This window comes from Haloactinospora alba (assembly GCF_006717075.1).
Classification (GTDB): domain Bacteria; phylum Actinomycetota; class Actinomycetes; order Streptosporangiales; family Streptosporangiaceae; genus Haloactinospora; species Haloactinospora alba.
On record NZ_VFQC01000001.1, the window covers coordinates 1,086,370 to 1,099,139 of the forward strand.

A 12,770-nucleotide genomic window follows, 5' to 3' on the forward strand; every position below is an offset into this window, starting at 1 on the left:
CGACAGCGGCTTTCGCGCCGTGTGCCCCTATCGGGTGGGTACGAGTGCGGCTCGGACGGTACTGCCGGTCTCGTGGGGCTGGCGGTGGTGTGGTTCAGGGTGCGCCAGCCTTCGGGTTACCCAGCCGCCACTCCACGCTCAGGACACACGGGATCCCCGGTAGGGGCGGGTGGACTCGGGACCCCCACCCGCCCTCACCGGTCAGCCGATCGAGCGGCCCGCGTACTCCGGGAGCTCCGCGACCATGGCGGACAGCCGTTCCGCCGTCGCGGTGTCGAACCCGACGGCCGCGCCCTGCGCCTGGTCCACGTGCAGTGCCATCAGCTCCTCGGTAGCGGCCAACGTCCCACCGCGCCACATCTCGTGGCACAACCGGAGCTTCTTGGACCCGACATCCAGCACGCGCGTGACCACCTCGACCTCGGTCCCGCACGCGACCTCGTTCAGGTAGCGCACGTGTCCCTCGACCGTGTACAGCGAGCACCCGGTGCGTTGCCGGTAGGCGGTGTCCAGACCGACCCGTTCCATCAGGGCGTCCGTCGCGTAGCCGAAGATCAGGACATAGTAGGCCTCGCTGAGGTGCCCGTTGTAGTCGATCCACTCCTCGCGGACGCGCTGTCGCAACGTGACGTTGTCCTCCGCCGCGGCTCCGCCCGTCACTGCTGACTCCCGGACCGGGCGGCCTCCTGCGCGTCCACCTCGGACAGCGCCCGCATCACGGCGATGAGCCGCCGGTCGCGCTGCTCGATCAGCTCGGCGTTGGAACGTTCCCCGGCGACCTCCTGGGTCCCCGCCACCATGGCGTCCCGCAGCCCCTCGGTGAGTTCGGGGGACTCCAGCCGTGTCCAGGGCGCCTGCAGGGAGGGGCCGAAGTGGTCGAGCATGTGGGCCATGCCTCCCTCGCCTCCGGCGAGGTGGAACGTGAGGCACGGGCCGAAGAACGCCCACCGCAGCCCCGGGCCGGCGGTCATGGCCAGGTCGATCTGCTCCGGCGTCGCCTCCCCCTTGTCGACCATGTGCAGGGCCTCGCGCCAGGCCGCTTCCTGGATCCGGTTGGCGATGAAACCGGGAAGCTCACGGTCCATCGTGATGACGGACTTGCCGGCGATCCGGTAGAACTCGGAAGCCCACTGCACAGCCCATTCCTTGGTGGCGTCCCCGCCGACGACCTCCACCAGCGGCACCAGGTAGGGGGGATTGAACGGGTGGCCCACCACCAGGCGTTCCGGTGCCTCGGCCCGGGTCTGCATCTCGGTCATGGAGTAACCGGACGTGGAGGAGCTGATGACCACGTGCGGGGCCGCGGCCGCGTCGATCTCGGCGAGGAGGGACTGTTTCAGCTCCAGGCGCTCCGGTGCGCTCTCCTGGACGAAGTCGGCCTCCGCGACGGCCTCGGCCAGGGTCGGCGCGACGGTCAGGTTCGTGATGGCGGCGCCCGGTGCCAGCCCGAGCTGTTCGAGGGCGGGCCAAGCCGCCCGCACCAGTTCGCGCAGGCGCTGTTCCGCCTCGGGGCTGGGGTCCCAGGCCACCACCCGGTAGCCCTGGGCGAGGAAGTGCGCCACCCAGCCCCCGCCGATGACCCCCGCGCCCACGCAGGCGACTGTGTCCACGTCGTCGGGGGATGCTGTCGTGCTGTTCTCGGTCAATGTCGGTCCTCGGTCGGATGCGGTCGTTACCCCGGCCCGTGCCGGGGCCGGGGAGGGGTGCACGGCGGTCAGGCGCTGCGCAGGTTCAGCTTCTTGCGGGCCTCGTCCGGTGTGGCCACGCGGGCGCCGAGAGCCTCGATGATGGTCACGGCTTTCTCCACGAGCTGCCCGTTGGTGCCCTTGACCCCGCGGCTCAGGTAGAGGTTGTCCTCCAGACCGACGCGGGCGTGCCCACCGAGCAGGATCGACTGGGCGACCCAGGGCATCTCCATCCTCCCGATGGCGAAGCTCGCCCACTGGGCGCCCGCGGGAAGCAGCCGCACCATCGACTGCAGCACGCCGGGGTCCGCGGGAGCGCCGTAGGGGATGCCCGTGCACAGCTGGAACATGCTGGGGTCGTCGATGAGCCCCTCGGCGTGCATCTGTTTGGCGAACCAGAGCTGACCGGTGTCGAAGATCTCCAGCTCCGGCCGAACCCCCAGCTCCTGTATGCGCTTCGCCCCGGCGCGGAGCATGTCGGGGGTGGAGATGTAGACCGAGCTGCCGTCCCCGAAGTTCACGCTTCCGCAGTCGAGTGTGCAGATGTCGGGCAGGAGTTCCTCCACGTGCGGGAGGCGCTCCAGACCGTTGACGAGGTCGGTCCCCTCGTCCGGCCGCGTCGGGTCGTCCTGGCCGATGACGAGGTCGCCCCCCATACCGGCGGTCAGGTTGATGACGACGTCGATCCCGGTTTCCTTGATCCGCTCGACAACCTCGCGGTACAGGGCGTTGTCGCGGGAGGGAGCGCCGGTCTCCGGGTCGCGGACGTGGATGTGGACCGCGCTCGCCCCCGCCTCGGCGGCCTCCACCGCCGAGGCGGCGATCTCCTCGGGAGTGACCGGGACATGTTCGCTCTTGCCCACGGTGTCGCCGGCGCCGGTCAGCGCCGCGGTCAGGATGACATCGGTGTTCATGGTCTCGTTCACAGGAATGATCCCCCTTGTGTCCGGTCAGTGGGTGAGGGTGCGCCGGAAGCCGGCGTGGAGGGCAGCGGGCGCACCCCTCACGTGCGCTCGATCTGGGTGGCGAGGAAGTCGCGCAGGATCTCGCGCATCCCTTCCACGGTTCGTCCGGGGCGGCCCGTCATGACCTGGATGCCGAGGCCGTCGATGAGGGCGGTGAGCCGTACCGTCATCTGTTCGGCGTCCAGGTCGCGGAACACACCCTCGGCCGCGCCCTCGCGCAGTGTCTGCGCGATGGTGTCGTGCCACCGTTGGTAGGAAGCGGAGTGCAGATCGCGCAGGTGCGGGTCGAGCGCCGACTCGTTCCACACCTGCATCCACACGGACCACTCCCTGCGCAGGTGGCCCGCGTTGGGAAGCTGTAGTTCGATCAGCCGGAGCAGCCGTTCGCGCGTGTCGGTGATCTCGTGCAGTACCGCGACCTGGCGGTCGAAGGCCTGCTTCACCGAGGTGCGCAGCGTCTCGTCGAGGAGGTCGCGCAGGGTGGGGAAGTGGTAGTGGATTGTCGCGCTCGACGTGCCGCACGCGCGGGCGATGTCGGAGGTGCGCACCGAGTGGTATCCGCGCTCGGCGATCAGGTGCCAGGCGGCCTCGCTGATCTGGCGCCTCCGGTCGTGGTCGGGCGCCGCCCGCTGGTCGGCCTCCGACGTCCGGCTGGCTGCGGTTCTGGGCGGGTGCGCGGCGACGGTCGTGGCGCCATCGTCGCCGTTGAGGAGCCAGTTGACGGTGACATTGCCGAGGTCAGCGATGTGGATCAGCTCTTCGGCAGTGAACCGGCGGGTTCCGGTCAACGACTTGGACAGCTTGGAAGGCTCGAGGCCGAGGGCGGCCGCGAACTCGCGCTGGGGCCGACCGGACCGCCGGATGACGTCACGGGCGCGTCGCCGCAGCCCTTCCAGTTGATCGCTCACGGCTGGCGACCGTAGCAGGGTATAGCGATAATCGCAATAAAACGACTAGTTGGGGTGGCGGTATATCCCGCATTATAGGAGATCAGTAGCGTATTGCGATCATGCTGGTTGTTCGTTCAGTTGGTGTGGTGTGTGGAACGACGGACTCACACCCGCGGCAGCCCGGTGTAGTTCTCGGCGAGCTGCGTGGCCGCGGCAGGAGAGGAGACGATGTGGTCCAGGTGCGACAGGTGCAACCGGCGGTCGAAGTCGCTGCCCTCCGGGGCGGGATGCAGCAGCGAGGTCATCCAGTAGGAGAAGTGCTCCGCCCGCCACACCCGGCGCAGCGCCGTCGCTGAATACCCTTCCAGCCCGGACGTGTCACCGTCGGTGTGGGCGCTCGTGAACGCGTCGGCGAGCAGGAGGGCGTCGTGCATCGCCAGGTTGAGACCTTTCGCTCCGGTCGGCGGAACGATGTGGGCGGCATCACCCGCGAGGAAGAGGCGGCCGTGCTGCATGGGTTCGGTGACGACGCTGCGCATGGGCGTGAGGCTTTTGTCCGTCACCGGGCCGCGGCGCAGCGCCCAGTCGTCGTCGCGCAGCGCGAAGCGCGTGTCCAGCTCGTCCCAGACGCGCTCGTCGGGCCAGTCACCCAGATCGGTGTCGGAGGGAACCTGCAGGTACAACCGGCTCACTGATTCGGAACGCATACTGTGCAGCGCGAACCCGCGCGGATGGTGGGCGTAGACCAGCTCGTCGCACGATGGGGCGACGTCTGCCAGGATCCCCAACCACGCGAACGGATAGCCCTTGTCGAAACAGCGCATCGAATCGGTGGGCAGGGCGGACCGGCCCACCCCGTGGAAACCGTCGCACGCGGCCACGTAGTCGCACTCCAGCACCTCCTCGGAACCATCAGCGACAAAACGCACCCGTGGGCTCTCCGTGTCGATCCCCTCGACATCGGTGGCCTCGGCGTCGAACAGCACACGGCCGCCGTCGGCGATTCTGCGTGCGATCAGGTCCGTTACGATCTCGGTCTGCGCGTATATCACCACGTTGCGCCCGGTGAGCGCGGGAAAGTCGATCCGGTGGCCGCGCCCGTCGAACCGAAGCTCGATCCCCTCGTGCACGAACCCGTCACGGTCCATACGCTCACCGACGCCGGAGGCGCGCAGCGCCTCGGCGACACTGTGCTCCACGACCCCTGCCCGTTGGCGACTCTCGCAGTAGGAACGGTCGCGGCGTTCCAACACGACCGAATCGATGCCGCGGCGGTGCAGCAGGTGGGAGAGGAACAGCCCGGCGGGTCCGGCGCCGATGATGCCGACTGTGGTTCGCATGGGGTCTCCAGGGAGAGGGTGCGTTGTTGGGTGCCGGGGAGCAGGAGGAACGTGGGCCAGAGGTCCTCGTCCAGGACCCGCTGGGCGATGCCGAACGCCTTGTTAGCTGCGGGAACGCCGCAGTAGACCGCGGCCTGCAGGAAGACCTCGCGGATCTCCTCGGCAGTGAGCCCGTTGTGGACCGCCGCCCGCACGTGCATCGCCAGCTCGTCCCAGTGGCCCTGGGCGACGAGGGCGGTCAGCACCATGCAACTGCGTGTGGTGCGGTCCAGAGCGGGACGTGCCCACACCTCCCCCCAGGCGTAGCGTGTGATGAAGTCCTGGAACGGAGCAGTGAACGCCGTCGTGTTCGCCTCTGCGGCGTCGACGTGAGCATCTCCCAGCACCTCCCGTCGTACCGCTGTTCCGGAAGCGCGCCGTGCGTTGTCCTGCGCGGGATCCGCGTCCATGGTTCTCCTCCCAGCCCTTCGTATCGTCAGTGCACAGAACCCGGTCTACGTCGTGTGCGGGGTTCCGCCGGAGGGCAGCCGCAGGTGGTCGAGGAGCAGCTCGTTCACCGTGCCGGCCTGCTCCCAGTTGGCCAGGTGGGCCGCGCCATCGACGATCCGGAGTCGCGAGTCCCTGATCCCGGCCGCGATACTCTCGGCGTGTCCGGGAGGAGCCGCTTCGTCCTCGGCCCCTGCGATGACCAGCGTCGGAGCTGTGATCCGGGACAGCTGTCCGCGAAGGTCCATATCCGCTATGGCCGCACAGCAGCTCGCATACCCCTGCGGGGAGGTGTCCGCGACCGTCGCGCGCATCCGTTCGACGACCTCGGGGGAACGCCTCGCGAAGCCGGGGGTGAACCAGCGCTCCACCACAGCGTCGGCGACCGCCCCGACCCCGTGCTCTCGTACGGTCGCGGCACGCCGCGACCATCCTTCCGGATCGCCGTACCAGGCGGAGGTGCACAACAGTGCCAACCTGCCGATCCGCTCGGGCGCGTTGGCGGCCACCCACATTCCTGCCATCCCGCCGATGGAGAGTCCTACCAGGTGGGCGCGGTCCGCGCCGAGCCGGTCCAGCAACCGCAGTGCGTCCCCTCCGATGTCGGCGATGCTGGATGGGCCCTCCGGGACGGGGGAGGAGCCGTGTCCACGCAGGTCGTAGCGGACGACACGGAAGCCGGCACCTGTCAGTGCCGGCAGCTGGTGCTGCCACATTTCCGCCGTACTGCCGAGCGAACCCGCCAACAGTACGACCGGACCGTCCTCCGGCCCCTCGACGGAGTAGTGAACGTCGACGCTCACCCTGTCCTCCTCGTTTCGGTGCTGCGGTGTGTCGGATGCCGTACCTCCGCGCCACCGGACGCGTGGTGCTTCTCGACAGCCCGGTCGATGAACTCACCGGCGCTGCCCAGGTAGGAGGTCGGATCCAGCAGAGCCGAGACCTCCTCCCTGCTGCGGCGGCCTTCCAGGCGCTCGGTGAGCACGTCGGTGAGGTCGCGTCCCTGGTCGGAGGCCTCAGCGCAGGCGGACCGCACCAGCTCGTGCGCGGGAAGACGACCGAGCTCTCCCACCAGGTCAGTGGTGACCCGTTCGGCGAGGGGAAACCCGTCGAGCATGTTGGCACGCATCCGTTCCGGATCCACATTGAGCCGTTCCAGTGATGTGCCCAGCCACGCGGCAGCCGAGCCCGTGGTCCGCAACAGGCGGGTGAGGGGCAGCCACTCGGCCTGCCACTGCCCGGCCGCACGCTGGTGCTGTTGGATCTGGACCCCCAGGAGCGATCCGGCCAGATCCGGGGCCTGCTCCGCACAGGCGACGGCGGACACCGCTGCCACCGGATTGCGCTTGTGCGGCAGGGTGGAGGACCCGCCACGGTCCCGGCCGCCGTGCTCGCGTACTTCACCGACCTCGGTCTGAGCCAGCAGCACGATGTCGCCGGCGGTCTTGCCCACGGCCCCGCTCACCTGCGCCAGTGCACCGGCGAGTTCGGCGACCCGACCGCGTGCTGTGTGCCAGGGGAGCCGTGGTTCGGCCAGGCCGAGTTCGGACGCGAACGCGGTGGTGACCCGTGGCCCGACCTGTCCCAGCGAGGCGAGGGTGCCCGCGGCGCCGCCGAGCTGGGCCGCAGCCCGTTGGTCGAGGAACTCCGCCAACCGGTTCGTGGCGTCGGCGAGCTGGTCCAACCAGCCGGCAGCGGCCAGTCCGAACGTGGTTGGCAGTGCCTGCTGCAGCAGGGTGCGGCCGGCCATGACCGTGTCGCGGTGGTCGACGGCCAGCGTAGCGAGCGACTCGCACGCCTCGTCAGCGACGGCCCGGATCACGGTTCCCGCGCGTCGGGCCACCAGCATCGCGGCGGTGTCCATGATGTCCTGGCTGGTGGCGCCGAGATGGACGTGACGTCCCGCTGCCTCCCCGACGGAGCGGGTGATCTGGCCGACCAGGGGAACCACGGGGTTCCCGGAGTCCGCAGCGGAGCGGCTGACCTCCGCGGTGTCGATGTTCTCCGGGACGCACGAGTGCGTGATCTCCTCGGCGTGCTCCGGGGGGATCGTCCCCAGGCGGGCGTGGGCGCGGGCGAGGGCTGCTTCGGCGTCGAGTAGTGCCCGTAGCCAAGCGTCGTCGTCCGTGGCGGTACCGATGTCGCCGCGGGCGAAGATGCCTGCGAACAGCTCCGTCACGGTTCCTCCATTCCCGCGTCAGATGTCGAAAAATACGGTTTCGTGTTCTCCCTGCAGGCGGATGTCGAACCGGTAGCCGTCCTCGGCAGTACCGGCGACGAGGGTGGCACGGGCTGCAGGGTCGGTGATGCGGGTGAGTACGGGGTCGGCCGCGTTGGCCTCGGGCTCGTCCGGGAAGTAGAGGCGGGTGACGACCCGGTTCAGCATTCCCCGGGCGAACACGGAGACGTCGATGTGCGGTGCCTGTGGACCCGCTGGCCCGGGAACCCGTCCCGGCTTGCGGGTGAACACGCCGAACTCGCCGGAGCCGCCGGTGGGGCAGCGTCCGAATCCCCGGAACCGGGGAGTAGCGCTCCCCTCGGGAGTGTAGGCGTGGGCGAACCCGCCGTCCGGGTCGGCTTGCCACGTCTCGATGAGCCCGTCACTGACCGGACGTTCCGCCCCGTCGGTGAGCACACCCCGGATCCAGAACCCGCCGGGCGCTGCCGCCGGAACGGCGTAGGCCCCGTCCGGCCAGGTGAGACCAATGTGTAAATAGGGTCCCACGGTCTGCGAAGGGGTGGTTCCCGACATTCAGTCCCCTCCCTCCACTGGCTCGAACACGGTGGCTTCCCTGCCGCGCAGCACGATGTCCCACCGGTAGGCCAGCGCCCACTGCTCTTCGGTGTTGGCGTAGTCGAAGCTGGCGACCAGGCGTTGTCGGGCCCTCTCGTCCGGGATGGAGTTCCACATCGGGTCCTGGAAGAACAGCGGGTCCTCCGGGAAGTACATCTGGGTCACCAGCCGCTGGGCGAAGGCCCGGCCGAACAGGGAGAAGTGGATGTGCGCGGGCCGCCACGCGTTCGTGTGGTTGCCCCACGGGTACGCGCCGGGCCGGATGGTGGTGAAGCGGTACCTGCCCGAGCCGTCGGTGAGGGTGCGGCCGACACCGGTGAAGTTGGGGTCCAGCGGACTGGGCCAGTTGTCGTTCGCGTGCCGGTAGCGTCCACCAGCGTTGGCCTGCCAGATCTCGATCAGGGTGTTGGGGACCGGCTGGCCACCGCTGTCGCGTACCTGCCCGTGTACGATGATGCGTTGCCCCTGGGGCTCGCCGGCATGCTGGCGGGTGAGGTCGTTGTCGAGCTCACCGAGGGTGTCCTGTCCCAACAGCGGCGCGGTGACCTCGGTAAGCATGTGCGGGAGTAGCTCCAGGGGACGTTTGGGGTGACGCAGCGCCGTGCTCCGGTACCCCGGATAGTCCATCGGCGGGTGGACGTCATGGTCCCGGATGTAGCCGGTCGGGTCGGCGGTTCCTCCCGTGTATGCCCCGGTCGGTGACATGAGTGTCCTTTCACGCGTGCAACACGGCTGCGAGTCCCTGCCCGACACCGATGCAGATGGCGGCCAGTCCCCAGCCACCGCCACGCCGGTGTAGCTCGTGCGCCAGCGACCCGAGGACGCGCGCGCCGGAGGCGCCCAGCGGATGGCCGATGGCGATGGCTCCGCCGTTGGGATTGACGATCTCGGGGTCCAGCCGCGGCCACAGCCGCAGACAGGCCAGCGACTGCGCGGCGAACGCCTCGTTGAGCTCCACCGCTGCCAGATCCTCCCAATCGATGCCGGCGCGGTGGAGAGCGGTCTCGGCCGCCTCCACCGGTCCGATGCCGAACCGGTGCGGCTCCACCGCCGTGACCCCGCGACTGACGATGCGTGCCAGTGGGTCGCTTCCGGTGCGCTCTGCGGCCGTTGCGTCGCCGATGAGCATGGCGGCCGCCCCGTCGTTCATCGGGGAGGCGTTGCCGGCGGTTATCGTGCCGTCCGGGCGAAAGACCGGCGTGAGAGCGCCGAGCTTCTCCAGGGAGGTCTGGCGGAGGCTCTCGTCCCGGGTGAGTTCGGCACCGGGAACCGGAACCGTCTCCTCGTCGAAGACCCCCCTGTCCCACGCGGCCGCGGCGTTCTCCTGGCTGCGCAGCGCGAACTCGTCCTGCTCCGCGCGGCCGATGCCGTGGGCGTCAGCGACCTGTTCCGTGCTCTCCCCCAGGGATACGGTCCATTCCTCGGGCATACGCGGGTTGACCATGCGCCACCCGAGCGTGGTGGAGTGCAGTGTCTCGTGGCCGCTGGGGAAACCGGTTCCGGGTTTGCGCAGTACCCAGGGGGCACGGCTCATGGACTCCACCCCGCCCGCGAGGACGAGGGAGGCGTCGCCGACGGCTACAGCCCGGTTGGCGGCGATGGCGGCCTCCAGTCCGGAGCCGCACAGCCGGTTGGTCGTCGCTCCGGGGACCGAGGTGGGCAGGCCCGCCAGCAGGCTCGCCATGCGCGCGACGTTGCGGTTGTCCTCTCCTGCCCCGTTGGCGTCCCCGAAGTAGACGTCGGCGATGGTGGAGGGGTCGAGCCGGGGGTTGCGCTCCAGTAGGCCGCGCACCGTGTGCGCGGCGAGGTCGTCGGGGCGGACGTGGGCCAGGGCGCCGCCGTACTTGCCGAAGGGGGTGCGTACCGCGTCGAGGATGAACGCTTCGGTCATGGGACCTCCATGGGGATGGGTGCGGAGCTGCCTACCCGGTGAGGGAACGCAGGACCGTCAGCTCTTCCGGGGTGGGGACAGGGGTGGTGGCCGGTTGGGGGAGGGTCGCCAGGTCCCAGCCGGTGGCATCCCGGGCCTGCTCCGTCGTGGCGCCGGGGTGCACGCTGACCAGGGTGAGCTCGCGCGTCTCCGGGTCGGGCTCAAGAATGCCCATGTCGGTGATGACCCGGCTCGGGCCGGCTCCGTGCAGCCCGAGCCGTTGCCGGCTCTCCGGGCCGCCGCCGTGCCCCACGGAGGTGATGAAATCGACCGTTTCCACGAAGGTACGGGGATTCTGCCGCGCGATTACGACAACCTCGCGGCAGGAGGCCGCGATCTCGGGCGCTCCTCCGGCTCCGGGGAGTCGGACGCTGGGGGCGTCGTAGTCGCCGATGACGGTGGTGTTGATGTTGGCGTACTTGTCGATCTGGGCGGCACCCAGGAAACCGACGTCGATCCGGCCGGGTTGGAGCCAGTAGTTGAAGATCTCTGGCACCGAGACGACGGTGTCGGCGGTGTCGGCGAGCACGCCGTCCCCGATGGACAGTGGAAGTGTGCTGGGTGCCGTGCCCAACGTCCCCGACTCGTAGATCATCCACAGGTCGGGGGCGTGGGTGCGACGAGCGAGGTTGGCCGCGGTGCTCGGCAGGCCGATTCCCACGAAGCACGCCGTACCCGACGTGAGGCAGCGCGCCGCCGCGACGGACATGATCTCGTCAGCGGTGTATCTGGGAGTCTCATCGCTGATGTGTGGCGTTGCGGTCACCGTCTCCCCTCACCTTCCTCGGCGCTCCGCGCCCCGCTGTGTACGTTCTCCGCCAACCACCGGGTGAACTCCTGCCGGTCTCGGCTGATGGCGTCCCACTGCTGGTAGGCCGCGTTGTCCCGGATGTAGTAGCCATGGGCGTAGGAGGGGCGGGCGCCGTAGGGTACGGCGCACACGGCGGCGAAGAGCCGGCCGGGTAGCAGTACCTGCCCCGGCACGGGGTCGAGTTCGTCAACGATCTCTTCCACAGTGGCGATCGCGCGGTGTGCTGCCAGCACCGCTTCCTTCTGCACCCCTGTGATGCCCCAGAGCTGCACGTTTCCGGCACGGTCGGCGCGCTGGGCGTGCACGATGGTGACATCCGGGTTGAGAGCGGGGACGGCGGTCAGCTCCTCACCGGTGAACGGGCAGGTGACAGTGGCGATACCGGGGTGGCGTAGATCGGTGCCGGTGTATCCGCGCAGTACGGCGAACGGCAGTCCCGAGGCGCCGGCCGCGTAGCGGTTGGCCATTCCGGCGTGGCTGTGTTCCTCGACCTCCAGGGGGGCCGGCCAACCGTTGCCGACAGCGTCACGGAACCGGTGGAGGGAGCCCACCCCCGGGTTGCCGCCCCAGGAGAACACGAGCTTCCTCGCGCACCCGGCGCCGATCATCCGGTCGTAGACGATGTCCGGGGTCATCCGGACCAGGGTGAGCTCGCGTCTTCCCTGCCGGATGATCTCGTGGCCTGCCTCCACCGGAATCAGGTGGGTGAAACCCTCCAGAGCGACCGTGTCGCCGTCGTGGACAAGCTCGCTGATGCCCTCGTCCAGCGGCACAGGCATGGCCCCTCCCAGGCTTGTTCGTATAACGCATGTTTGTTCATAACGCGAACACAGACGCTAGTACTGTGGACGGGAGCGGTCAAGACCACTCGAGGGGTGCGGAGGGATCACAGGGCTTTCCTCCCTCTGCCGGGCTCACGTGTCGCGACCTCCCAGTCAGCCTCGATGCGGGCGGTTGTGGCGGTGAGGGTCGGCAGCAGGTCGCGCCGGATGTCGGCCACCGACGCCCGGCTCGCGTGGGCCGAGACGTTCGCGGCGGCGATGACCGTGCCGTCGCGGTCCCGGATGGGGGCAGCCACCGAGCGCAGCCCCTCCTCGAGCTCCTGGTCCACGATCGCCCACCCCTGACTGCGGACGCGTTCGATCTCTGTGCGCAGCCGGGCCACGGTGGAGAGGGTGAACGGGGTGAGACGGTCCAGCTCGACGCGTTGCAGGTAGGCCTCGAGCTCCGCTTCCGGTTTGCCGGCCAGCAGGACTCGTCCCATGGAGGTCGCGTAAGCGGGGAACCGCGTCCCGACGTTGATCGCGACCTGCATGATCCGGGATGTGGGGACGCGGGCCACGTAGACCACGTCGTCGCCGTCCAGTACCGAGACCGAGGAGGACTCCCTCACCTCGGCGACGAGCCGTTCCAGGTGGGGCTGGGCGACCTCGGGCAGCCCCGCTGCGGACAGGTAGGCATAGCCCAGCTCCAGAACGCGTGGTGTGAGGGAGAACGCGCGTCCGTCGCTGCGGAGGTAACCCAGGTCGACCAGGGTGAGCAGGAACCTCCGTGCCGATGCTCGCGTGAGCCCTGTCTCCCGTGCGACGTCGCTCAGGGTGAGCGAGGGGGCCTGCTCGGTGAAAGTCCGGATGACGGCGAGTCCACGTTCCAGCGACTGGACGAAGTGCTCGCCGCGGGCGTGTGCTTCGGGGTCGGTAGATTCGGTGCTCATTCGTGCTCGCCTTCGGATCAGCCGTTTACCAGGGAATCGGACCCGCACGGCGTGGCCCGTCTTCTTACGGGAGATGTTCCCATACCGCACACAAAGCCGAGGATTGAACTGTGTGCCCGCACCAGAGGGTGAGGGGCAACGATGGCGCCTCCGCA

Annotated in this window: 13 protein-coding genes and 1 pseudogene; all 14 read right to left on the reverse strand. The window is 69.3% G+C overall.

What is annotated here, in order from left to right; translation table 11 throughout:
- Positions 1-201: 201 nt before the first annotated feature.
- Complete coding sequence (locus FHX37_RS04975; protein ID WP_141922377.1) at positions 202-660, reverse strand: thioesterase family protein; 459 nt, start codon at positions 658-660, stop codon at positions 202-204.
- A complete protein-coding gene (locus tag FHX37_RS04980; protein WP_141922378.1) occupies positions 657-1,646 on the reverse strand; it encodes a 3-hydroxyacyl-CoA dehydrogenase NAD-binding domain-containing protein in 990 nt (329 codons plus the stop codon). Before FHX37_RS04980 ends, FHX37_RS04975 begins: the two co-directional genes overlap by 4 nt.
- A gap of 68 nt (positions 1,647-1,714) precedes the next feature.
- On the reverse strand, positions 1,715-2,611 hold the full coding sequence (locus tag FHX37_RS04985; RefSeq protein WP_141922379.1) for a BKACE family enzyme: 897 nt from the start codon (positions 2,609-2,611) through the stop codon (positions 1,715-1,717).
- A gap of 77 nt (positions 2,612-2,688) precedes the next feature.
- Positions 2,689-3,558 (reverse strand): TetR/AcrR family transcriptional regulator, encoded by an 870-nt coding sequence (locus FHX37_RS04990; protein WP_141922380.1) that lies wholly within the window; start codon positions 3,556-3,558, stop codon positions 2,689-2,691.
- Positions 3,559-3,704: 146 nt separating this feature from the next.
- Complete coding sequence (locus FHX37_RS04995) at positions 3,705-4,880, reverse strand: 4-hydroxybenzoate 3-monooxygenase (protein WP_141922381.1); 1,176 nt, start codon at positions 4,878-4,880, stop codon at positions 3,705-3,707.
- A gap of 92 nt (positions 4,881-4,972) precedes the next feature.
- Positions 4,973-5,329: pseudogene (locus FHX37_RS05000) on the reverse strand (carboxymuconolactone decarboxylase family protein); the annotation flags it as partial.
- Positions 5,330-5,374: 45 nt separating this feature from the next.
- Complete coding sequence (gene pcaD / locus FHX37_RS05005) at positions 5,375-6,169, reverse strand: 3-oxoadipate enol-lactonase (protein WP_141922382.1); 795 nt, start codon at positions 6,167-6,169, stop codon at positions 5,375-5,377.
- Positions 6,166-7,545 (reverse strand): 3-carboxy-cis,cis-muconate cycloisomerase, encoded by a 1,380-nt coding sequence (pcaB, locus tag FHX37_RS05010; protein WP_211351746.1) that lies wholly within the window; start codon positions 7,543-7,545, stop codon positions 6,166-6,168. Before pcaB ends, pcaD begins: the two co-directional genes overlap by 4 nt.
- Positions 7,546-7,563: 18 nt before the next feature.
- On the reverse strand, positions 7,564-8,118 hold the full coding sequence (gene pcaG, locus FHX37_RS05015; RefSeq protein WP_141922383.1) for a protocatechuate 3,4-dioxygenase subunit alpha: 555 nt from the start codon (positions 8,116-8,118) through the stop codon (positions 7,564-7,566).
- Positions 8,119-8,865: a protocatechuate 3,4-dioxygenase subunit beta gene (gene pcaH, locus FHX37_RS05020; RefSeq protein ID WP_141922384.1), complete on the reverse strand. Its 747-nt coding sequence runs from the start codon at positions 8,863-8,865 to the stop codon at positions 8,119-8,121.
- A 10-nt stretch (positions 8,866-8,875) separates the two neighbouring features.
- The gene (locus FHX37_RS05025; protein WP_141922385.1) at positions 8,876-10,051 is read right to left on the reverse strand and encodes a thiolase family protein; all 1,176 of its coding nucleotides are present in this window, start codon (positions 10,049-10,051) and stop codon (positions 8,876-8,878) included.
- A 31-nt stretch (positions 10,052-10,082) separates the two neighbouring features.
- Complete coding sequence (locus FHX37_RS05030; protein WP_141925026.1) at positions 10,083-10,799, reverse strand: CoA-transferase subunit beta; 717 nt, start codon at positions 10,797-10,799, stop codon at positions 10,083-10,085.
- A gap of 53 nt (positions 10,800-10,852) precedes the next feature.
- Positions 10,853-11,680, reverse strand: coding sequence for a CoA transferase subunit A (locus tag FHX37_RS05035; protein ID WP_141922386.1), 828 nt, complete (start codon positions 11,678-11,680; stop codon positions 10,853-10,855).
- A 107-nt stretch (positions 11,681-11,787) separates the two neighbouring features.
- Positions 11,788-12,615 (reverse strand): IclR family transcriptional regulator domain-containing protein, encoded by an 828-nt coding sequence (locus tag FHX37_RS05040; RefSeq protein WP_141922387.1) that lies wholly within the window; start codon positions 12,613-12,615, stop codon positions 11,788-11,790.
- Between the last annotated feature and the right edge of the window lie 155 nt (positions 12,616-12,770).